The sequence below is a fragment of the Corynebacterium sp. J010B-136 genome (assembly GCF_002967075.1).
GTDB lineage: Bacteria > Actinomycetota > Actinomycetes > Mycobacteriales > Mycobacteriaceae > Corynebacterium.
Genome location: NZ_PUGE01000001.1, coordinates 684068 through 705857, shown reverse-complemented (window position 1 = coordinate 705857; position 21790 = coordinate 684068). Strand labels below are relative to the sequence as shown.

Genomic DNA, 21790 nt, shown 5'->3' with positions numbered 1-21790 from the left:
AGTTGTCAGACTTTAAGGTGTTGGCGATCCACCGGTGACGCCGAGGGTTTCACCGACTACGTAGCTTGCTTCGTCCGAAGCCAGGAATACGTAGGCACCGGCGAGCTCTACCGGGTGCCCAGCGCGCCCGATTGGTGCGTGCTGGCCAAAGCCCTCAATCTTTTCTTGTGGTTGGCCGTGGCTTGGTTGCAACGGGGTCCAGAATGGACCAGGTGCCACGGCGTTTACTCGAATACCTTGACCGATGAGACTGGTAGCCAATCCCTTCGATAGGTTGTTCATCGCGGCTTTAGTCATGGCGTAGTCCAACAGTGTTTCTGAAGGTTGGTAAGCCTGGACTGAAGAAGTAAAGATGATGGCCGATCCTGGCTGCAGGTGAGGAATTGCCGCCTTGGTGACGCGGAAAGTTCCGTACAGATTTACCTGCATGGTTTTATCAAATTCATCGTCGTCGATATTCGTCAGCCCTTCTGCCCACACCTGGCGTGAAGCATTATTGACCAAAATATCTAAGCCGCCAAGTGCTTCGACGGTTTTTTCTACCAGCGTGCGGCAGTATTCAGCGTCTTTCAGGTCCCCAGGGAAAGCAAACGCTTTCTGGCCTGCATCTTCAATAGCTTGGATGACGCGGTCGGCATCAGGTTGTTCTTCAGGAAGGTACGCGATGGCAACATCTGCGCCTTCGCGGGCGTATGCGATCGCCACGGCTGCGCCAATACCGGAGTCTCCTCCGGTAATTAAAGCCTTGCGGCCTTGAAGCCTGCCGCTACCTTTATAGCTGTCGAGGCCGACGTCAGCTTGTGGAGATAGTTCAACGTCAAGGCCTGGTTCCGGTTGGGTTTGTTTTTCTGGGTCAACGGTTGGATATAGCGTGCGTGGATCTTGTGGCATTGTGTTTACCTCTTTCCTCGAACGAATCTTTGGCCACCTCCCAGCATAGGGACATTAGGGGAGATTTTCGATGTCGTCTTTCTCGCCTTGCGGCCATACGACGTTGGTGGCTAGGGGGATTTGATGGGATGCGCTTTCTAGAATATGCATGAAATATCCCGCCGTATTAGGAATAGCGATGATGTCACCTGGCGCAACGCCGCGCGGGAAGCGAATGCGTCGGCGTAAAATTAGCTCATCTTCAATGCAATAAGCACCCACCAGATAGGCTTCGAGCTCTTCCCCGTCGACGTCGACATTGTTGGTATCACTGTCAGTGATGTGTAGTGGATCAATAAGGTAATCGTCGGATGTCGTCCGGCACTGCGTACGGTTCATAGCCACACCTACTAGAGGTAAACCGTCACTGCGGGTTTTCACAAAGGCAACTTCGGTCAGGATGAGTCCACACCCATCGAGCAGGCTTCGACCAGGTTCCAAGTGCAGACGTAGCTCACGGTCGATGAGCATCTGCGCAACACCGTCGGAGAGTACGTCTTTCAACCACGCTCCACGAATCGGGGATTGGTGGAAAGGATAGGTGTTGGAGAGGGGATCAGCTTTCCATGTGAAAGGGTCGGCATAACCATCCAGCACAGCAGCGCGTGCGTCTTGGTAGCGCGCCCACTGCTCAGCGGAATCGATGTAGCTCATCGGCACGCCGCCGCCGAGATCAATGAAGTGGGGAGTATGCCCGCACGCGCGCAGAGTATCAATGAGTTCGCAACACTCCCGAAGAGCCGTAGCACGATCTGCTGCGGCGTAGCCATGGAGGTGGACATGCAAGCCGACGACATTGACACCAGGAGTTGGAACAGAGAGATGCTCCGCCCACTGCGCAGATCTTTCACCAAAGCGCGTCGGCGGCAGCAAAGAAGGATCAGGAGCCACACGTGGAGCAACCAAGGCGGCTTGGTCGCCAGCTAAAGCGGCAATTCGATCAAATTCGGCCCGTGAATCTGCAGAGATAACCACACCATTGGAAATAGCCAGCTGCAAGAGACGATCTGGCTTAATCGCTGCGGACAAGATGATACGCTCACCTGCTACCCCACGATCCAGAACCTGTGTGAGTTCACGCTCGCTGGCTACGTCTACGCCATGGCCTGCATCGCGCACCGCGTCGACGAAAGTCAGTGCTTTATTAGCCTTGCGAGCAAAGAAAATGTGGGTGTCCACACCCATCTGTTTTCCCGCGTTCACCAGTTCGTCAATATTGCGAGGAAGAGCACCTGCATTCAAGACGTTGACGGGACTTCCGAACTGCCTCACTAGGTCGCGGCATGCAGCGGGATCAGCCGCTAGTTCTTGAGCCCAAGGCTCGATACGAGCGGTGAGCGGTGGGATGCCATGAGCGTGACGGGGAGTAGTGCTCGCACTGTTGATCACACGTTGAGCCCAGCGTGGAATGACGCGGTGCAGGGTGCGTGATAACGTGTCGTTTCCCAACACTACGTCTTCGGTCATTCGTCCTACCGCAGCTAAATGCTGCTGCCCTACGACAGTGCCGTCAGGATCTACATCTAACCCTCTCGTCCCTGGACGAATGTGCGCGTGGCCTTGTTCAACCAGGTGACTAATTAAAGTTCCAGGAACAACCCCAGGCGGTGGTATCACAGCATCGATAACCACGGTGATATCGAGCTCTCGGACAAGGTCTGCCAGGGGTTCGTCACCGCGGCCCAAATGGGAAATATCGACAGTACCTTTTTCGACGAGATCGTTGAGGTAAGCAGCACTTTCGGGCGGTGGGCCAAATGCTACCCGTTCCATTTCACGCGCTAACTCTGCAAATCCAACTAAACTGTCGCGACCTTCGAAAGAAGCACGTTCTACAATGCTGGGATACATGTCGCGCCAAGCAACACCTAACCCCCACGCATCATCGTCTATGCCAGCGTGCTGCTGAACTTGTTGGGAAACCTCGTCAAGCACCGCTCGAAGAGCGGACAAGTCCTTTACTTCGCGGATTTTCTTAGACCCCGCGTCCAAAATATCGCTCAGGTCAAGACCTGCGGTATCGGGCTTAACGGTCATTAGCTGGCCGGTACGGGTGACAGGAATAAACACAGCCGGATGACATGCGCGGGTAATATCGATGAAAGTCAGCGCTGCGCCACGCACCAAGACCCGATCCTGAAGCCCGATACCTTCCAAGTTACTTGCCGGATAAGGCGAAGAAATGAGTCGAACATTGTTCGGGATATCAGCGGGAGACAGTGCACCAGGCCAACTTAAGGCGTGACCGGTAGCAAGCAGGACTTCATCGAAGCGCTCACCGTGGATAGTCCAGCGGCCGTTGGATTCCGCAGCCGGTGCAAGCTCTTCCACGTGGGTGGTGTGTTCTGTTAGCTTGCAACCCCGGGGAAGATGCTGTTTCAACGCAGCCCAAGAATCCGAGAGGAATTCACCCACCATCCGGCGAGGGGGATATTCCGTTTCCACACCGCGATCACGCAGCCAGTCATCGAATTTTCCTAGCTGAGTACGGATGATAGATGAGCGAACATTAACCAGCCATTCTTCGGGCTGAGTGACATCATAAGCTAATCCACGCCCGTCATCGTATACGTGGAGATCCACGTCGGCTGACCGTTGTCGTGCAAGCTCAAGTAGTTCCTCGGCGGCCCACAAGCCGCGGGGTCCACCACCGATGATTGCCACCTTCATTACAGATTTTCCTCCACCCAATCGTCGTTATAGATTGTATCCATATAACGCGTTCCATCGTCGTGCACGATAACCACAACATCACTGCCAGCCGGGATCTCCGCACTCAGCTTTTCCACTGCGGCGATGACAGCTCCTCCGGACGCACCGGGCAAGATGGCCTCAGTTCTTACCAGTTTTCGGGCAGCTTCGACTGAGGCGCGGTCATCAATACGTAGGACACGGTGCGGGGAAATTTTCTTGGACAGTTCCGGCACCATGCCTGCGCCAAACCCCGGAAGATGGCGGGTGCCGGGGTGTCCATCGAAAAGAACTGAACCTTCTGCATCCACTGCAGTGACTTGAGTGCCCAAGCCGTGCGTGGCGACGTGCTGCAGGCATCCGCCGATGGTGCCCGTGGTACTTACTGCCACCAGTAGATGATCCGGTGCGTGCCCTAATTGGTTAACGATTTCTGTCATCGTGCCTTCGTCGTGTGCTACGAAGGCAGCTGTATTGGAATACTGATCTAGACACGTGGCATCCGGCATCTGAGCAAGGAGCTCTGCTACCCGGGCCCGACGCGCAACCAGCCAATCCCCAGTATCAGGATCTGGTTCGGTGATTTGATGAACTACGGTGCCAAGCGCTTTCATGTGAGCGATGGTGGTGCGGTTCGCGCGTGGATCGACGACACAGTGGAAAGTCCAGTCCCCGAGCACGGCTTCGCGTGACAGCGCGATACCGAGATTGCCGGAACTGGATTCGACGACGGTGTCGCCAGGTTTTAACTGGCTGGCAGTGACCATAGCGTGAGCCGTTCGGTCTTTAGCGCTACCCCCGGGATTATAAGCTTCGAGTTTCGCCCACAAGTTGAAGTTCCAATTGCGAGCAAGCCTATCAAGCCGAACAAGCGGAGTGTTGCCGATAGCATCGGCTATTGTGCGAGCGGAGTTGCGTTCCATGAGCTGAGTCTACCGGTTTTATGAGCGCGGGATCAGCACCGGAAAAGAATATGCACCTGTGCTTCCGTGACTTGCGCGCAAGTGGTCATGTCCACATAAGTCTCGATGAAGTTGAGGAGACTTACACACGTTGAGAGTACTGAAGGTGAGAGTTGAGATCACACAGCGTTGCCGGAGAGATGGCCGAGTTTTATTGAGCCTTTAACTGGCGAATGTAATGAAGAACACCAGCACCGCAGTAATAGCAGTAACAGCTATATTACCCACCTGAGTTGACTCCGGACTCGCACAAGCGGGTATCACTAAAGATCGGCGACTACTGAAAAACTGCCACCGATGAGACATCCAATACGGTTTTCTCCTCCCAGTTCTCTTCACTGAACAGCCCAGATGAAGATGGCCACGCTGTCAAGGAGGGCGACAGTGTTTCGGATAGGGATGGCGCTGATGAGCAAGACGAGGTCGGGCAGTTCAGCTCCCAGGCTATCGATGAGAACTCGGGCTCTTTCGTACTACTATTGCTGGCTATCATAACGATGCTTCCGGGGGCGGTTGAACGAGGTTTAAAACCTTGTCCTGAATATCTCTCATATACGAGAGATTATATTGACGGAAAATCCCAGCCGACGTACTGCTGAGCGAGCAGTTGCCGGCCGGCATCAGAGGAAACAACGGTTGAGAGTTCAGCTAGGCGGCGATTGGTCTGAAAGAGCGTAGACATCTCATTTTCTGCCGGAACTGAATGCAGCATAGACGACATCCAGTAGCTAAAGTGTTGGGTCTTCCAAACGCGTGGCAAAGCCCGTTGGCTGTAGGTTTCTAGAAGAGAGGTGTCAGACTTCTTGACTGCCTGTATAAGGCTTGGCGCCAGTGCACAGATATCTGCCATCGCTAGATTGAGGCCCTTAGCGCCGGTGGGTGGCACGGTGTGCGCTGCGTCGCCAGCGATAAACAGGCGGCCACGCTGCATTGGGTCAGTGACAGCGGAACGAAAGCGCAGCACAGCTTTGTCAGTAATTTCTCCCTCGGACACGGTCACGCTATCTGAATCGGCGCGCAGGTGTAGCTGTTCCCAGATACGGTCATCAGGCCACATTTCCGGCGTATCATCCGGGTTGCATTGGAGATAGTAGCGCTGCACATTTTCTGAGCGGGTAGAAATCAGTGCGAAGCCCTCCGGGTGAGTTGCGTAGATGAGTTCAGGTGCGGTTTGAGGCGCATTGACCATGATCCCGAACCACGCAAATGGGTATTGGTGCTTCATGCGTAGTCCGCCATCTTGAGTGATGAGCTTGCGGGCTAAGGAGCGTGAACCGTCAGCGCCAACAATATAGTCTGCACTGAGCACGCTTTCGGTTCCGTCGTTTGAGCGGTATCGAACCTTGGGGTTATCGGACTCATGTTCCTCGATTGATACAACTTCGGTTTCAAACCAGACTTCGCCGTTATCGCGAAGCCTTTGTGCGATGAGATCGATGAGCACCTCATGCTGGGGATAGACAGCTACCTGCTTGCCGGTATATTTGGCGAAGTCAATACGGTGGCTCTCACCTGCGATCGAGATGGAAATACCTTCGTCGATTTCAGCTTCACGGTCAAGGCGTTCCCCGACACCCGTTTTTCTTAGCAAATCGATGGTGCCTTGCTCTAAAATTCCCGCGCGAACCGTGGACTCAACCTCTGCGCGAGATTGCTTTTCGATGACGACAGACTCCACCCCCTGCAAATGGAGAAGGTGGGAGAGCATAAGCCCAGCCGGCCCGGCGCCGATAATGGCTACTGGGGTATGCGTGGAATCTGAACGGGAGTGGGTGCTCATGGAAATTCTTCTTTCAATCAGGGAGGGGGAACAATAAGTCAATGACGATGTATTTTATGGCGAGTTCATAGCTGGCGGTGGATGCTTTTATACGTCAGATACGCGCTCAGGCCTTCGAGCCCGTACTCTACGCCCATGCCGGAATCGTGCCGTCCGCCGAATGGCGCGGAATGGTTGGAGCCGAAGAAGTTGATGCCGACCGAGCCGGAATCAACCTGTCGGGCAACCTCCAAGGCTTGTTCTTCATCAGCGCCGAAGACGATTCCACCGAGACCAAACTCGGTGTTATTTGCCAGCGCAATAGCTTCGGCAGGACCTTCGGAATCATCGTATTTCAAAATGGAGATGACCGGTCCGAAGATTTCTTCGCGTGCGATGCGCATCTCTGGTGAGACATCAGCAAAGACCGTGGGGGTGATGAATTCGCCGGAATCCAAGCCCTCGGCAAGCTGCGTTGCTGGTGCACCACCGGTCACAGCGCGCGCACCTTCTTCATGGCCGGCCTGGAGATACTCCAGGACCGTGTCATATTGCGCCTTATTAGCAACCGGGCCAAAGACAGTGTTCTCATCCAGTGGGTCACCTTGCACGCCGGCAGCGATAGTGTCGGCGACGGTCTGCACCACTTCGTCATAGCGGGACGCCGGTGCGATGATGCGGGTGCTGATATAGCAGGTCTGACCGGTATTACGCATACAAGAGCGGATGAGGCGTGAGGATAAAAGCTCCAAGTCGGCATCCGGCAGAACGATGGCGGAAGATTTACCGCCTAGCTCTAATGTGACGGGACGAAGCAGCTCACCACATGCCGCGGCAATCTTTTTCCCCACCGGTGTGGAACCAGTAAACGCAACCTTATCCACGCCGGGATGGCGCACCAGCTGGTCGCCGAAGCGGCCCGAACCCGTCAGCAGGTTGACCACACCATCCGGTACACCGGCAGCGGCGATGGCTTCAATAATGAAACGGATGGATAGCGGAGTAGGGGAGGCGGGTTTGATGATCGTGGTGCAGCCCGCCAGAAGTGCTGGGGCAAGCTTGATGACCACGAGGTTGATGGGGAAATTCCACGGAGCAATCAGTCCGCAGACACCGATGGGGTCTTTGTCCACGATGGATTCAGCGCCACCGGCTGGGAAGGGGCGGATATCAGCGTCATCGAGCCACGGCGCCAAGGTGGCGAAGTAGCGGAAGATGCCCGCCGCATTGGCGGCAGCACCGCGAGTTTCAGAAATCGGGGAGCCATTTTCACGAGTATTAGTCAGCGCCAGATTTTCAGCGCGGGCTTCGATTTCATCAGCAATCTTCACCAGGTATTCGGCGCGCTGTGCTCCGGTTAATCCGGACCAGCCGGCCAGCGCGTTGCGGGCAGCATCAACGGCGGTGTCTAGCTCCGCCGGGGTGGCTTCTGGAACTGACCCCCATTGCTCACCAATAGCTGGGTCGACGACCGGATTACGCTTCTCACCAGTGGCTTGGACCCACTGGCCACCAATGAAGAAATCATCAACGTGGCTATAAGGCAGGTTTAACTCTGCGCGTCGGGCATGAGCCGGGGATAATGTGGTGGTCATCGGATAGCCTCCGTTCGCAAAAGAGCATTGGCGCGAGCTAAGTCGGCGCTCGCCATGTCATGAGCTGCTTGGGTAATCAGCTCAGGCAAGATTTCACGCTGCAGGCGCGCGGTGTAATCAGAAATCGCCATGCCGAACCAGGAACTTGATGCCATGATGCCGGCGCGGTCAAAGCGCCACAAACGGTCGCAGTCACGCACGAGCGCATCTTCCAAACTAAAAGCCACCTGGCGGGTGTCATGGCCATCAATGATGGTGCACACTTGCTCAATGAAATCGTCGGGATAACCCAAGTCTGGCAGTACACGGCGCGCTACGATGCAGCCTTCGGTCTCGTGCTCATAGCGAATGGCGGCGCTGCGCCAATTACCGGAGAAACCTTCAGAGATAATTCGAGATTCATCCACGTGTGCCCAGCCAGTATCGTGCAAGATGGCAGCGACCAGGACTAGTTCACGATTAGCTTCCGGATAAGCATCACAAATACGCTCCGCATAAGCTGCAACCATTGGTAAGTGCACGTCATTGGCACGCGTGCGGGTCTCGGGCTCAATAGCTTTCCACAGTTCGTTGAAACCCGTTGAAGGGGTGTCACAAATAGTGGTTGTCACTATCGGTCCCTGCGCTGGGATGGGACGCGTTGGGTACTGCTCGGCAAAAGCCTTGGCACGTGGGTCGTCGGCATGCGCCTGGGGGTCAGCTTTCTCCCACGCGGGTAAATCGGTACGGCTCATGATGTGACCTCCAAGTCAACAGCAAGCTTCTTTAAAGGCACCGTGACATCGGCAGCCTTGTCGGCAGGGATATTTTGGTCTTTAGCCAGCGCACCGCGTACCGCCATGAAATCCAGGGGCGCATTGATGCAGTCAGCGGCGATAATCTGACCATCGCGGTAGTAGAGGACAGAGAACTTATTCTTTTCTTCTTCTGCGCGAATCACGGTCTGGTCGAAGCCGAAGGTCAGGCCTGCAATCTGTAGTTTCAGATCGCCCTGATTAGACCAGAACCAGGGAATGCCCACGTAAGCTTCGGGCTTGCCGACGAGCGAAAAGGCCGCAATCTTAGCGTGCTCGATGGCGTTGTTGACGCTTTCGAGACGGATACGTTCATCGGCAGGCGAGCCCGGAATCGGGTTTGGGATATTGGCGACATCGCCAATCGCAATGGTGGTGCCATCGGAAGCAATAGCGTGCTTATCCACAACGATGCCATTATTGACGTCCAGGCCGAGGTTGTCAGCCAGCTCGGTATTAGGAATAACACCGATACCGACAATCACCAGCTGGGTGTCAATGACGGTGCCATCTTCCAGCTCCACACCGGTGACATGGCCATCTTTACCGATGAATTGCTTCATACGGGATTCGAGCAGGATATTTATTCCGCGTTCACGGTGTTGCTGGAGGAAGAAGTCAGCGGTTTCCTCACCGACCGCGCGGCCAATCAGGCGCGGGCCATATTCTAATACCGTGACATTCTTGCCCAGGTCATGCAGGGAGCAAGCGGTTTCCAGACCAATGAAGCCACCGCCAATGACCACGGCATCTTCAACGCCTTCAATCATGGCTTTGAGCGCCAGAACGTCATCAGCATTGCGCAGATAGGTCACGCCCTCTAGCTCACTGCCGGGGATCTCGAGGCGGCGGGGACGTGCGCCCACAGCCAGCGCTAAACGTTTGAAAGCGAACTCGCGGCCATTGCCGGAAGCGATTCCGGAGCCGTCCTCATTCTTTTCAATGTGGTCAATGCGAACGCCTTTGACCAGGCTGATGTTGTTATCTTCCCAGTACTCATTGGAGCGGAAAATCAAGCGTTCTTTATCAATCTTGCCTTGCAAGAATTCCTTCGACAGCGCCGGGCGCTGATATGGCCGGTGGTCTTCTTCACCCAGCAAAGTGATGTGGTCGGTGTATCCGGCTGCGCGCAAGGAGATGGCCAGCTGCACGCCGGACTGGTTGGCACCAATGATTAAGATGCCAGTTTCTTCTACTGCATTTCCAGTGGTCATCGCGTTTACCTCAGACTTGAGTTTCAGGTGTGGTCACGGACAAATCCATGTCTTCGGTGACCTCGATCTGGCAGGACAGGCGGGAGCAATCTTCGCGGTCTACGGCAGCGCCCCACAGCATTTCATCTTCCATATCTTCCATCGGAGGAAGAGAGTCATATTGGTCTTCTTTAACGAAGACGTGGCAGGTTGCGCAGGATAGAGAGCCGCCGCATTCAGCAACGATTCCAGGTACGCCATTGCGAACAGCGGTTTCCATCACGGAATCACCTACGTTTGCTTCAATGGTGCGGGTTTCGCCAGCATGGTCGGTGAAGTGAACAGTAGACATGATGTTCTCCTTTGATCTGGGGGTTTAGATGAACTGGCGTCCGCCATCAACGATGAGCGTTTGGCCAGTGATGTATTCGGCTTCTGGGGAGGCAAGAAAGAGCGTTGCGCCGACGATGTCTTCAGGTTGGCTAGCGCGTTTGATGGAGCCGCGGTCTACGCCATAAGATTCGGCATTGTCCATGAGCCCCAGGCTGGCTTCGGTGAGCGTAAACCCAGGTGCGACCGCATTGACGGTGATGCCGCGTGACCCTAGCTCCTTGGCCAGCACTCGTGTGAGTGCAATGACACCGCCCTTGGAGGCCACGTAGTGCGCCCACTGCGCGGAGCCGGAAAAGACCGTGGCGCTCGAGAGATTTACTACGCGCGCATTGTCTGAAAGATGAGGGCTGATAGCGCGGGTCACCATCCATGGGCCTTTGAGGTTCACTCCCATGACCAGGTCCCATTCCGCAGGGTCAATATCTTCAAACGGGGAGCGGGTGACGGTGGCATAGATCGCTGCATTATTGATGAGCACATCAATTTTTCCGCCACCGAATTCCGCGACATCTTTAGCCAGCTGCGTGGTGGATTCCGGGGAGGTGACATCCACGGCGAAAGCCTGGGCTTCCACGTCGGCGTTAGCTTTGAGCTTGCCGACGGTCTCCTGCGCGCCTTCTAGGTTGATATCCGCCACGGCGATTCGGTCGCCTTTAGCTGCGAACCCTTCAGCAAACGCACGGCCCAAACCACCAGCGGCGCCGGTAGTAAGTACGGTACGGGGCGAAGGCGTGGCATTTGGGCTAGACATGTGCGCCTACTTCTGGGTCATGGCTGTGGTTGTGCGCGCCGGGTCCAGTGATGACTGGGGCGTCTGGGTCGACAATGACAACCTTGCCCTTGGTGCCATCAACCCGCAGGTAGTCGCCAGTCTTGATGGTGGTGGATGCAGAACCGGTACCGGTGACAGCTGGCAGACCATATTCGCGGCAGACAATAGCTGCGTGGCTCATCATGCCGCCGATATCAGTAACCGTTGCGGTGATCTTGCCAAAGATTGGGCCCCAGGATGGTGCGGTGACTGGTGCGACCAGGATCTCGCCCTGCTGGATTTCAGAGAGGTCATCGGCTTCCATGATCACGCGGGCGTAACCTTCGACTGAGCCAGGGGAAGCAGCCATGCCCTTGAGCGTGCCTTCTTCAGCGTCCTCATCATTGCCCAACCAGGACTGCACCTGCTCGGTGGTGATGCCCCACAGCATGCGGGTGAAAGGTTCGGTGATTGACTCTGGCGGAGTATTCAATGCTGGCTGCGGACGCGCGGACTTTAGCGCATCGACGATACCCTTGCGGCGGGCGATTTCTTCTGGCCATACGTGCTGGCCAATCACGCCACCTGGTGCGCCCACACCCCATGCGGTGGCGAGGTCAAAGAGGACATCGCGGACTTCGGAACGGTTGAGGTAGAGCAGGTCATCCTCATTCTCCCAGAAGCCGTAGCCGTGGAGTGTGCGGGAAAGCTCACGAACCTTGCGCCAGAACACGGACATGGTCCAGTGCTCAATGTAGAAGTTGTGGTTCTCCACGTATGGGTAGGCGGTTGCCGCCAGGCCACACTTGGCATCGAATTGCTCAAGCTGTTCGCCATCAAGCAGGTCGCGGTACTCTTCGACGACGCGCTCTTTTTCAGCGATGAGTTCTTCCTTCGGACGCGCAATGACTTGGACTTCATCCAAGCGGCGGATGTAGTCGGCGATGTAGCCCAAAGGCAGTTCCTGGTGTTCAATCCAGTACTTATCGTGGCCGTAGAAACCATTGCCAACGGTGAAGTTGAACCACGGATCCTTGGCCTCTTCCCAGCGTGCCAACCACTTGTCGCCGCCCTCAGCGGATGCGATTGCGGAGAGCGTGGCGTCGACGTTATCTGGGTTGGCAAAGTGGCTCTGCAGGCCCAAATCAACTGCCAGCTGCGCCAGGGTCTTGAGCTCGTCATCTGGACGGAAGAGTTCCATGTCCACGCCCTGAACCATCATGGAGATGGACTGGTCCGGGATATCTGGGAAGACTTCCTTACAGAAGTTGAAGAAGTCCAGGTAAGCGATGTAGCCCAGGTTGAGGAACTCAAAGTGGTACTGCCAGTTCTGGTAGGCCAGCTGAATCAGGCGGTCGTAGTTCTCCAGGAGAACCTCGGTGCCGTCTTTTGCCTTGCCGGAGACAATGTCCTCCATCGGTACATAATCCGGAAGTGGCTTAAATTCCAGGGACTCGAGTTCTTCGATGGTGCCCAGTACGCGCTTCTTCCAGTCTGCGAGCATGCTGTCCCAGTTCTGGAAGTAGTGGGTGATGCGCTCCTGGAACATTGGTGCACGTTCAGCAATTTGGTCTTCCGGCACCGGAATCGGGGACATGTACAAGTAGCCCAAGTGGATGCGGAATTCAATACCATTGGCATTAGGAATCATCAGGTGACGGGCGTTGTACTGGCCCAGACACTTCACGGCGAATTCGCCGCCGACGGTCTCAAAAGGCTTGAACACGGTAGGCCAGTGCTGGGAGTCGCAGAACCAGAACTTCTCATTTTCTTCTTCCATGAGTTTGTCCTGGAAGGTGAGGTAGTACGGGTAGATGGACTGCCAACCTTCAGCGCCCTTCGGGACAGTGAGGTCAGATGGCTTAGGGAAAGACTTATTACCCATGATGGAATGTTCCTTATATTTGGCTTTGTGTGGTTTGGCCGTTATTTGGTGCCGGTCATTGCAGCGGTGATGGAAGAGAAATCGAAGGAAGAGGCTTTCTTCTCTGCCTTGGGATGCGAGGTTTCTTTCTTCTCGCCATTGGAGTGGATGGTTTCGGGACGTGACTGCAGAAGCAGTAGGTTTTCACCATCTGGCAGGTCAGCGTCGAGCGCCCACTCGATATCCTGCGGGCACTTATAGTGCTTCTCCGCGCGCTTGGCCATGTTGGCCACCGCCTGGACTTCATCATCGGTGAGGCTGCGGATAGCGCTGCGCTCTGCGTCAACTGGCTTTTCCACCAGGGTGCCGCTCTCGGCATCGGGGACCAGCTCGGCGTGCTTATCACCGATGTGCTCGGTGACTACCTGGAGAGTGATTTTGTCCAGCAGGATATTATCCGGGGTGACTTCGCCGGAGACCACCATTTCACCAACACCCCAGGAAGAGTCGATGGTGAGCTTGGAACGGTCACCATTGGAAGGGTTCATGGTGATAGCAACACCAGCGACACGGGCGTTGACCATCTTCTGAACCACCACGGCCATGGACAGGCCTTCATTCGGGATATTGTTCTTCAAGCGGTAGATGATTGCGCGGGACGTAAATAGGGAAGCCCAGCACTTACGGATGTGCTCGGTAACGGAGCTGAGCCCGACCTGCCAGAGGTAGGTGTCCTGCTGGCCGGCGAAGGAGGCATCGGGAAGATCTTCAGCTGTTGCGGAAGAACGAATAGCTACTGGAACTTCGCCGCCGCACTGTTCCATCAACGCCTTGTATGCGTTATGCACCGCAAAGCGGGCGTTTTCTGGAACCGGGCGCCTGCACAATTCTTCGCGGATTTTGGCCGATACGCGGTCTACTTCCTTGACATCATCAGCGTCTAGTCCATTGAGCAATTCTTCAATCATGTCGGCCACGCCTGCTTCGCGCAGGAACTCGTCATAGGACGCGGTGGTGACGACGAACCCGGGAGGCACCGGCATACCGGCATCGGTCATAGTGACAAGTGATGCGCCCTTGCCACCGAGGGTTTCCAGCGTGGGCTCCAAGCCTTCATCGAAACGCTGAACAAATGGGATATTCAAACTATTAGTCATAGCGGGGATGTCCTTCTATGCAGACCAACGCACTGGAACAGTGGTGGGAACGCGGAATGAGAGATTATCTCGGAAGTTGATGGTGGCGTCTTCGGCAAGCTCGAGCGATGGCACCAGGCGGATTGCTTCTTCCAGGCAAATCTTGGCCTGAAGTTTGGCCAGCATATTGCCCAGGCAATAGTGGATACCGAAGCCGAAGGAAAGGTGTTCACGAGCATTCGAGCGGTGAATATCAAACTCTTCACCATTGTCGAAGCGGGATTCATCGCGGTTCGCGGAGCCCATCAGCAGCAGTACGCCGTCGCCTTCCTTGATGGAAACGCCACCGATCTCGGTGTCTTTGAGTGCCTTGCGGCGCCAGCCCACAATCGAACCGGAGTAGCGCAGAACTTCATCAATGGCACCAGGGATGAGCTTCGGGTTGTCCTTGATTTCCTGCCACTGCTCTGGGTGCGCCAAAAGAACGCGGAAGCAGTTGGAAATCAGCGTGGTGGTGGTTTCGTGGCCGGCAAAAAGCAGTGAGTAAAGCAGTGAAGCAATCTCATGGTCGGTGATCTCTTTGCCTTCTTCCTGCGCACGAACCAAATCTGCGGTGAGGTTATCGCCACCATGTTCATGTGCGTAGGCCACCAAGCGCTGGCACTCTTGCCAGTACTCAACCAAGTTATGCGCGTGGGGGATTTGCTCTTCATCGCTCAAATCGCCCCAGGTCATGGCTGCGCGGGAATCAGACCAGCGCTTGTAGGTATCCACCATGGAGATATCTGCACCAATGAGGGTGAGAATCGTGACGGTGGGAACGTCATAGGCCAAGTCAGAGAACATATCGCCCTGCGTGGTTCCGTTGTCCAGCATCTTTTCGATGCGCTCTGCCACCATCGCGCGAATGTCCGGCTCCAGTGCCTTGTAGCGGCGTGGGGTGAAAGCCTTCTGTGCAATTGCACGAATGCGGGTGTGCTCTGGCGGAATGCGGGCGGAGAGACCGGAGTATGCGGTAAAACCGCCTTTCTTCATGATCTCGGTAGCTTGCGGTCCACGCTTGCGTACTGGCGCCTGCGCATTCTCGGAAGAGAAAGTTTCCCAGTTCTCAAAGGTTGATTTGATGTCGTCATAGCGAGTTACTACCCAGTATCCAATGCGTTCATCAAACATCACCGGGGCTTGCTTACGCAGCTCTTTGTACGCGGGAAAAGGGTTATGCATGTCAAAGGGCTCGTAGCCGTGGTACTGCGTTGACGCATCTTGGCTACCGAACCCCATCGGGCATCCGCCGCCAGAGGTAGCATCTATTGATGATTCTTCGGCCGATGAATCTTCGGACACTCGTTGGGAATTCGCCAAAGCGGCGATACGTGGGTCTAGCTGTTCGGAAGTCATGGGGTGCCTCTCCTGTCACGTTGAGTGGTTGACCGTGATGGCCATCACTATGTGCTGTGGCATATAGTCTGCGACACAAGCGGGCGAGGGGCTAGCCTATTTTCCACTCAGTGGAATTGAATTGGGTTGGTGCAGGTAGTTAGCTTCAAAAATTATCCGCGCGGATGTAGATTTCGGTGAGAAGACAACAATGTGTCGAGCGGAATGTGCGCCGTGGCTCGACGAATCCGCTCACTAGTGGCTTGTAAGACATTCAGGTAGCGTTCCAAATTCGCTGAATGGGCGGACGGAACGACGATTCCCAAGCCCGCTCCTAGTGCACCTGTGTGCCACACGGGTACCGCAATCGATGCTGCTCCGATGCGCTGCTCATCCACGGTGATGGCATAACCTTGGGTGTTAATCTGCTCCAATTGCTGGTGCAGTTGCTCCGGATTGGTAATCGTCTTGGACGTTAATTTGTGCAGCGGCAGCTTCAAATATGATTGCTGCACCCAGGGTTCATCGAAAGCAAGCAGCACTTTGCCCACAGCAGTGGAATGAAGCGGCAAACGGCCGCCGACGCGCGCTGAGCGCGGAACTTTCTTGGTGCCGTATGCGCGATCGATAAGCAAGGCTTCATTCTTATCGCGAATAACCAGCTGCGCGGTTTCCGAAGTCAGCGCAAAAATCTCTTGGACAAAAGGTCGCGCAGTATCGCGCAATTGACGGCCGGTATTTTGTGCCAGCTCCCAAATGCGCAAGCCTAATTGATAGCTTCCGTCAGGTTTGCGGCTGAGCAACTCACCTTCAGTCAATTCGGCCACTAATCGGTGGGTGGTGCTGGCAGGTAATCCAGCGCGTTCAGCAATTTCCGTCAAACCTAGCGGACGCGTGGTGTGTTCAAAAGCGCCCAGGACAGCGATGACTTTGGACGTGACCGTTCTACCGGGTTCGCGGTTTCCCCCCGCCATCTCTGAGTACTCCTTCTCATTTACATGATCACATTTGATGATTTACTGCAGCTATCTTGCTTTGTCAGTAAAGCGTAGCCCGCGAAATATCTCTTTGTATCACCAATGCAAAAAGTCATCTGAGTATTAACGGCCATCACTCAAGACAATTTGGGGAGTAATGAATTGAGCGTTGAAGCTCACCCGTTTATAAGTGGCTTTCGCTACAGCAGCATCCATGGCTTTGGCCGGCACTGCAGTGGCAACGGCAGATACGAAAACCACCGAAGCCACCTCTGAACCAGCACAGGAATCCTCCGAGCTATCTCCCGGTTCTTCGGAGTTGAGCAGTGAGCCTACGGAATCTGACTGAGATGATGACGCAGATGGAGAGAAGGGCGAAGAAAAGCCATCGGATGAATTTTCTGAGCTGAGTTCGCAGGCAATTGAAGATTCTGCGGGTCCTTTCGCACCGCTGCTGAAGTCGATCATGCGGATGTTTACCAACCTGTCGAGCATGTTGGAAAATATCTTCGGTGTTATCAGTGTGCTTGCGGGACCAGCACTGGCTGGCCACTACAGCATTGCAAAGTAATTCGAGGCCAGGTTTAAGATTGTTCAAGAATCTTTCGTGGTGAGAGATGGATATCGCGTAAGAATCGTTTGAGAATTCAAGCAACATATAGTTGTCGAAATTTCAATGAGAACAATCCCCGCCTAAACTAGGGGCACAAAGTCTATTTAAGGCCGACATGTGCCTTTGTGGGTTAAATTCTGTTGTCTGCTTGAAGGTAGTTTGTCACTGTGGCTAAGTTTCTTTTCCGCGTAGGTCGCTGGTCGTACCTCAACAAGTGGAAAGTCATCATTGCGTGGGTACTGTTGCTCGCCGGCGTCGGCGGTGCAGCAGCGGCGCTGATGAAGCCGATGACATCAGAGTTTTCAATTTCTGGGACCCCGGCGATTGAAGCAACCCAGCGCACCATGGAGCTATTTCCCGAAGGCGGAAACCCCGCGAATGCGGCCTCTGTGAACCTGGTGTTTAAAGTACCCGAGGGCGAAAAGCTCTCCGATCCGGCCAATGACGCCGCTATTGATGAAGTCATCTCCTATCTAGAAAACAACCTGGATATGGGCGATACCATGCGCTTTGGTAACCCGCTGGAAGTCTCACCCGCGCTGGAGCAAAGCGTCATTGATCAGTTCACGGAGATGGGCCTGCCGGAAGAGTCCGCACGTGAAGACGCTGCGAACCTCTCAATGGTTAATGATGATGAGACCATCGCGTACACCACCTTTGATTTTGATGCGGAAAGCCCTTATTCCGTCGAGCAATCCGATAAGGACATTGTCACCGATGCGATGAATATCGGCCGCGATCTGGGCCTACAGGTCGAAGCAGGTGGTGCGGGTTTCGGTGATGAAATCGCGGTGAATACCACCTCAGAAATCATCGGTATCGCCGTGGCTTTCTTGGTGTTGATTTTTACCTTCGGTTCCTTGGTCTCCGCCGGTATGCCGCTGATTTCCGCAGTGGTTGGTGTCGGCCTGGGCTCCTTGGGGCTATTTATTGCCACCCACTGGGTTGAACTCAACAACATTACTCCAGTCCTCGCGGTAATGATCGGCTTGGCGGTGGGCATTGACTACGCCTTGTTCATTCTGTCGCGCTACCGCTCAGAACGTGCCACAAAGGATGGCCCCGATGCCGCGGGTATGGCCGCAGGCACCGCCGGTTCATCGGTGGTCTTTGCTGGTGCCACGGTCTTTATTGCGCTATTCGCGCTCGTTGTAGCCAATATTGGCTTCCTCACCGCGATGGGTCTCGCTGCCGCCGCTACCGTGGCCATCGCAGTTATTGTGGCGCTCACCTTAATTCCAGCTTTGCTGGGTCTGTTGGGTGATAAAGCTTTCGCCGGACGCATCCCTGGCGTAGCTGGCAATCGCCGCCGCGCGAAGAAGCGCCAAGCCTCGAAGCATGCTGCCAAGTCGCAGCAGCTCGCCCAAGAGATGGGCGTCGGCGATGCTAACGGTGATTTTGATACATCGCGGGAGAGTGGAGCACCAGCGGATTCCTCCCGCGGCACTTTCCGTATGACACCGACGATGGGTAATCGCTGGGTGCGCCTAGTGCGCAAGATGCCCGGTGTCGTTATGGCCTTTGTGGTCTTGAGCCTCGGTGCACTATCTGCGCCGGTGCTGGATATGGAACTATCGCTGCCGGCGGATACCACCTCAAATCCAGATACCACGCAGCGCAAGGCAGCGGATCTGCTTTCTGATGGTTTCTACCCCGGCGTCAACGGCCCTTTCTTGGTCATCGTCGATGCGGAAAATATCAATGCCGATGCACCAGCTTTGCAGCCGTTGATGGATGCCCAAGGCGAGGATTCCACGCCGACTGAGCAAGCACAGCTGTCGTCGTACATGTACACCGCGGATGCACTCAAGCGCGTCGGTGGCGTGCGCCATGCACAGATTGTCGGTTTGAGTGAAGACGGCCAGGCAGCACAAATCATGGTCTCCCCGCAGACCTCACCTACCGACGCCGCCACTGTCGGCGTGGCTAGTGCCCTGCGCGATGCAACGGAGCGCATTGAAGATGCCACCGGCGCGGACTTGGGCATGACGGGGCTTACGGCAGTGCAGCTGGATATCACTGAACGACTCGAAGAAGCCATGCCGCTGTACCTGGCTATCGTTGTCGGCCTTGCGGTCTTGTTGCTGTTCTTGGTTTTCCGCTCACTTTTGGTGCCACTGGTTGCAGCGCTGGGCTTCTTGCTCTCCGTTGGCAGTGCCTTCGGTTTGACGGTGTTGGTGTGGCAGCAAGGCCTGTGGGATTTGGTGCCAGCACCAGGTCCGCTGATTTCCTTTATGCCGATCTTCCTTATTGGCGTGACCTTCGGTCTAGCCATGGACTATCAGGTCTTTTTGGTTACGCGCATGCGTGAGCACTACTCGCACACGGGCGGAAAACCATCGCCTGGTTCGCCGTATTCGGGCGTGGATGAATCCACGATCGTGGGCTTTACCCAAGGTGCGCGCGTGGTCACAGCCGCTGCGATCATTATGATTTCGGTGTTCGTGGCCTTTATCAACCAGCCACTGCCATTTATTCAGATCTTCGGTTTCGCGCTGGCGGTTTCAGTATTCTTCGATGCCTTCTTCATCCGCATGTCGCTGGTGCCAGCCACCATGTTCTTGATGGGCAAAGCTACCTGGTGGATGCCAAAGTGGCTGGATAAGATCATGCCGCCGCTGGATATTGAAGGCACGGCTTTGGAAAAAGAGTGGGAAGAGAAGGAACGCGCCCGCGCCGATTAGACTGGTTGGCTATGAGCCACGAGCACGCTGATGATCTTTCCTTTGATGTGACTACCCGCCTGGGCGATGGCAGCCCCGGCAAACACGGCCGCACCGGGGTTATTCATACCCCGCACGGCGATATTCAAACCCCTGCCTTCATTCCCGTTGCCACTAAGGCAACGGTGAAGACTTTGACTCCAGAGCAGATTAAAGCCACCGGCGCGCAGGCGATTTTGTCCAACGCTTATCACCTCTACCTGCAGCCAGGCCACGATATCGTGGATGAAGCAGGTGGCGTTGCAGCCTTTGAAAACTGGGATGGCCCGACTTATACCGATTCCGGCGGATTCCAGGTCATGAGCTTGGGCGTGGGTTTCAAGAAGGTCTTGGCCATGGACGTGGCAAAGCTGACTGAGGGCGATATTCGCGCGGCGAAGAAAGAGCGCCTTGCGCATGTCGATGAAGACGGCGTGGATTTCCGCTCTTTCATCGATGGTTCCAAGCACCGATTTACCCCAGAATTTTCCATGCAGATTCAGCACGGTCTGGGCGCTGACATCATGTTTGCTTTCGATGAATTAACCACGCTGGTTGATACCCGTCAGTACCAGGAAGAATCTGTAGAGCGCACCCATCGCTGGGCCAAGCGCTGTCTGGATGAACATGACCGGTTGACCAATGAGCGCACGCACCGCCCGAAGCAGTCCCTGTGGGGCGTAGTCCAAGGCGCGCAGTATGAAGACCTGCGCCGCCAGGCAACGCGCGGTCTGGTGCAGCTGTCAGAGCAGGCAGAAGCCGAAGGTAAGCGCGGTTTCGGCGGCTTCGGTCTGGGCGGTGCGCTAGAGAAAGAAAACCTCGGCACAATTGTGGGCTGGTGCTGCGATGAGCTGCCAGAAAACAAGCCTCGTCACCTACTCGGCATTTCTGAACCCGATGACATGTTCACCGCGATTGAGGCAGGTGCCGATACCTTTGATTGCGTCGCGCCAACTCGTCTGGGTCGCCGCGGCGGCGTGTATACGCTTGATGGTCGCATGAATTTGATGGGCGCTAAATTCAAGCGCGATTTCACCGGCATCGATGAAGAATTCGGTGGCTACGTCTCGGAGAACTACTCGCGTGCATATATTCACCACCTGCTCAAGGCGAAGGAATTCCTAGCGGGTACCTTGTGCACCATCCACAACCTGCAATTTATGATCACCCTGGTTGATAACATCCGTAAATCCATCGACGGCGGCTACTACGAGGCCTACCGCGATGAATTCATGGGACGGTACTACGCCAACAAGAAGTAGTCTGAGGCATGGAAAAGGCTTGGTGCGCAACTAAAATGTTGCTGCACCAAGCCTAATTCAATATCTAGCAGGTGTTATCTCATACTGGAACGTAATCTTCGCGCTTTTTCACCCAGGCGATAACGCGGGTGGTCACCGGCAAAAGCACAATTTCAATGAGCGTCTTCCAGAAGAAGCCTACGGCGACGTAGTTGATAAATCCGCTGAAGCTATCCACGCCTATAACGGATGCGGCGATGGCACAAAACAGCAGAGTGTCGCCAAATTCACCGACCACGGTCGAGGCAATCAAGCGGGTCTTCAAACCACCTTCGCCAGAACGCTTCTTCATCGCATTCATGATCCAGGCGTTGAGCAGCTGGCCCACCAGGTAGCCAGCCAATGAGGCCAGAACAATCTGCGGCACAAGCCCTAAGGTCGCAGCGAATGCTTCTTGGCCTTCATAGAAGCTAGCGGCAGGCAGCCAAATAGCGATGTAGAAGCACACCACGGCCAAGATCGCCATGCAAAAGCCGATGTAGATGGCGCGCCGGGTGGATTTAAAGCCGTAGCATTCGGCCAGCACGTCGCCGACGATATAAGCCAGAGGGAATAAGAAAAATGCGCCGTCTGTGATCAGAGGGCCAATCTCGACACCCTTGGTGGCGTTGATGTTGGAAATAAGGAAGACGACGACAAACACCGTGACCAACCACGGATACAGGGTGGACTGTACCGGGATGAATCGGATGCTCTCGCCGCCATTTTCTGCGGTTGCGGTTGCCGATTTACTTGTCATGAAATACATCTTC

General features: G+C 55.2%; 17 protein-coding genes. 2 read left to right on the top strand and 15 right to left on the bottom strand.

Features of this window, described 5'->3' with window-relative positions:
* Positions 1-12: 12 nt before the first annotated feature.
* The 14 genes from C5Y44_RS03180 to C5Y44_RS03115 all read right to left on the bottom strand — a co-directional run bounded on the left by C5Y44_RS03180 (position 13) and on the right by C5Y44_RS03115 (position 16917).
* A complete protein-coding gene (locus C5Y44_RS03180) occupies positions 13-891 on the bottom strand; it encodes an SDR family oxidoreductase (protein WP_066840158.1) in 879 nt (292 codons plus the stop codon).
* Between the two features lie 54 nt (positions 892-945).
* On the bottom strand, positions 946-3600 hold the full coding sequence (locus tag C5Y44_RS03175) for an FAD/NAD(P)-binding protein (RefSeq protein WP_105323598.1): 2655 nt from the start codon (positions 3598-3600) through the stop codon (positions 946-948).
* Positions 3600-4544 (bottom strand): pyridoxal-phosphate dependent enzyme, encoded by a 945-nt coding sequence (locus C5Y44_RS03170; RefSeq protein WP_105323597.1) that lies wholly within the window; start codon positions 4542-4544, stop codon positions 3600-3602. Before C5Y44_RS03170 ends, C5Y44_RS03175 begins: the two co-directional genes overlap by 1 nt.
* Positions 4545-5145: 601 nt before the next feature.
* A complete protein-coding gene (locus tag C5Y44_RS03165; RefSeq protein WP_105323596.1) occupies positions 5146-6363 on the bottom strand; it encodes a 4-hydroxybenzoate 3-monooxygenase in 1218 nt (405 codons plus the stop codon).
* 65 nt (positions 6364-6428) lie between these two features.
* Positions 6429-7937, bottom strand: coding sequence for an aldehyde dehydrogenase family protein (locus C5Y44_RS03160; protein ID WP_105323595.1), 1509 nt, complete (start codon positions 7935-7937; stop codon positions 6429-6431).
* Positions 7934-8671 carry an HD domain-containing protein gene (locus tag C5Y44_RS03155; protein WP_105323594.1) on the bottom strand — a complete coding sequence of 246 codons (738 nt, stop codon included), beginning with the start codon at positions 8669-8671 and terminating at the stop codon, positions 7934-7936. Before C5Y44_RS03155 ends, C5Y44_RS03160 begins: the two co-directional genes overlap by 4 nt.
* Entirely contained in the window at positions 8668-9945 is a 1278-nt protein-coding gene (locus C5Y44_RS03150; protein ID WP_105323593.1) for an NAD(P)/FAD-dependent oxidoreductase, read from the bottom strand. The genes C5Y44_RS03155 and C5Y44_RS03150 overlap by 4 nt, the downstream gene beginning before the upstream one ends.
* 10 nt (positions 9946-9955) lie before the next feature.
* Positions 9956-10276, bottom strand: coding sequence for a 2Fe-2S iron-sulfur cluster-binding protein (locus C5Y44_RS03145; RefSeq protein ID WP_105323592.1), 321 nt, complete (start codon positions 10274-10276; stop codon positions 9956-9958).
* Positions 10277-10300: 24 nt separating this feature from the next.
* Positions 10301-11068: an SDR family NAD(P)-dependent oxidoreductase gene (locus tag C5Y44_RS03140; RefSeq protein ID WP_105323591.1), complete on the bottom strand. Its 768-nt coding sequence runs from the start codon at positions 11066-11068 to the stop codon at positions 10301-10303.
* The gene (locus C5Y44_RS03135; RefSeq protein ID WP_105323590.1) at positions 11061-12953 is read right to left on the bottom strand and encodes a PEP-utilizing enzyme; all 1893 of its coding nucleotides are present in this window, start codon (positions 12951-12953) and stop codon (positions 11061-11063) included. Before C5Y44_RS03135 ends, C5Y44_RS03140 begins: the two co-directional genes overlap by 8 nt.
* Positions 12954-12994: 41 nt before the next feature.
* Positions 12995-14089: a PEP/pyruvate-binding domain-containing protein gene (locus tag C5Y44_RS03130; protein WP_105323589.1), complete on the bottom strand. Its 1095-nt coding sequence runs from the start codon at positions 14087-14089 to the stop codon at positions 12995-12997.
* A 15-nt stretch (positions 14090-14104) separates the two neighbouring features.
* Complete coding sequence (locus tag C5Y44_RS03125; RefSeq protein ID WP_233189811.1) at positions 14105-15349, bottom strand: cytochrome P450; 1245 nt, start codon at positions 15347-15349, stop codon at positions 14105-14107.
* A gap of 269 nt (positions 15350-15618) precedes the next feature.
* The gene (locus tag C5Y44_RS03120) at positions 15619-16419 is read right to left on the bottom strand and encodes an IclR family transcriptional regulator (protein ID WP_105323587.1); all 801 of its coding nucleotides are present in this window, start codon (positions 16417-16419) and stop codon (positions 15619-15621) included.
* 126 nt (positions 16420-16545) lie between these two features.
* Positions 16546-16917, bottom strand: a complete 372-nt coding sequence (locus tag C5Y44_RS03115) for a hypothetical protein (protein WP_146108464.1) — start codon at positions 16915-16917, stop codon at positions 16546-16548.
* 285 nt (positions 16918-17202) lie between these two features.
* Here C5Y44_RS03115 and C5Y44_RS03110 point away from each other — a divergent pair, with 285 nt between their 5' ends.
* Positions 17203-19719: an MMPL family transporter gene (locus C5Y44_RS03110; RefSeq protein ID WP_105323585.1), complete on the top strand. Its 2517-nt coding sequence runs from the start codon at positions 17203-17205 to the stop codon at positions 19717-19719.
* An 11-nt stretch (positions 19720-19730) separates the two neighbouring features.
* Positions 19731-20999: a tRNA guanosine(34) transglycosylase Tgt gene (tgt, locus tag C5Y44_RS03105; protein WP_105323584.1), complete on the top strand. Its 1269-nt coding sequence runs from the start codon at positions 19731-19733 to the stop codon at positions 20997-20999.
* A gap of 79 nt (positions 21000-21078) precedes the next feature.
* On the opposite strand, the gene C5Y44_RS03100 is transcribed toward tgt, so the two are convergent.
* A complete protein-coding gene (locus C5Y44_RS03100; RefSeq protein WP_105323677.1) occupies positions 21079-21777 on the bottom strand; it encodes a queuosine precursor transporter in 699 nt (232 codons plus the stop codon).
* Positions 21778-21790 lie beyond the last annotated feature (13 nt).

Bases quoted from the DNA above. Each gene is read 5' to 3' on its own strand.
- C5Y44_RS03180 (WP_066840158.1), bottom strand. From the start codon at position 891: ATGCCACAAGATCCACGCACGCTATATCCAACCGTTGACCCAGAAAAA.
- C5Y44_RS03175 (WP_105323598.1), bottom strand. From the start codon at position 3,600: ATGAAGGTGGCAATCATCGGTGGTGGACCCCGCGGCTTGTGGGCCGCC.
- C5Y44_RS03170 (WP_105323597.1), bottom strand. From the start codon at position 4,544: ATGGAACGCAACTCCGCTCGCACAATAGCCGATGCTATCGGCAACACT.
- C5Y44_RS03165 (WP_105323596.1), bottom strand. From the start codon at position 6,363: ATGAGCACCCACTCCCGTTCAGATTCCACGCATACCCCAGTAGCCATT.
- C5Y44_RS03160 (WP_105323595.1), bottom strand. From the start codon at position 7,937: ATGACCACCACATTATCCCCGGCTCATGCCCGACGCGCAGAGTTAAAC.
- C5Y44_RS03155 (WP_105323594.1), bottom strand. From the start codon at position 8,671: ATGAGCCGTACCGATTTACCCGCGTGGGAGAAAGCTGACCCCCAGGCG.
- C5Y44_RS03150 (WP_105323593.1), bottom strand. From the start codon at position 9,945: ATGACCACTGGAAATGCAGTAGAAGAAACTGGCATCTTAATCATTGGT.
- C5Y44_RS03145 (WP_105323592.1), bottom strand. From the start codon at position 10,276: ATGTCTACTGTTCACTTCACCGACCATGCTGGCGAAACCCGCACCATT.
- C5Y44_RS03140 (WP_105323591.1), bottom strand. From the start codon at position 11,068: ATGTCTAGCCCAAATGCCACGCCTTCGCCCCGTACCGTACTTACTACC.
- C5Y44_RS03135 (WP_105323590.1), bottom strand. From the start codon at position 12,953: ATGGGTAATAAGTCTTTCCCTAAGCCATCTGACCTCACTGTCCCGAAG.
- C5Y44_RS03130 (WP_105323589.1), bottom strand. From the start codon at position 14,089: ATGACTAATAGTTTGAATATCCCATTTGTTCAGCGTTTCGATGAAGGC.
- C5Y44_RS03125 (WP_233189811.1), bottom strand. From the start codon at position 15,349: ATGGGGTTCGGTAGCCAAGATGCGTCAACGCAGTACCACGGCTACGAG.
- C5Y44_RS03120 (WP_105323587.1), bottom strand. From the start codon at position 16,419: ATGGCGGGGGGAAACCGCGAACCCGGTAGAACGGTCACGTCCAAAGTC.
- C5Y44_RS03115 (WP_146108464.1), bottom strand. From the start codon at position 16,917: ATGCTCGACAGGTTGGTAAACATCCGCATGATCGACTTCAGCAGCGGT.
- tgt (WP_105323584.1), top strand. From the start codon at position 19,731: ATGAGCCACGAGCACGCTGATGATCTTTCCTTTGATGTGACTACCCGC.
- C5Y44_RS03100 (WP_105323677.1), bottom strand. From the start codon at position 21,777: ATGACAAGTAAATCGGCAACCGCAACCGCAGAAAATGGCGGCGAGAGC.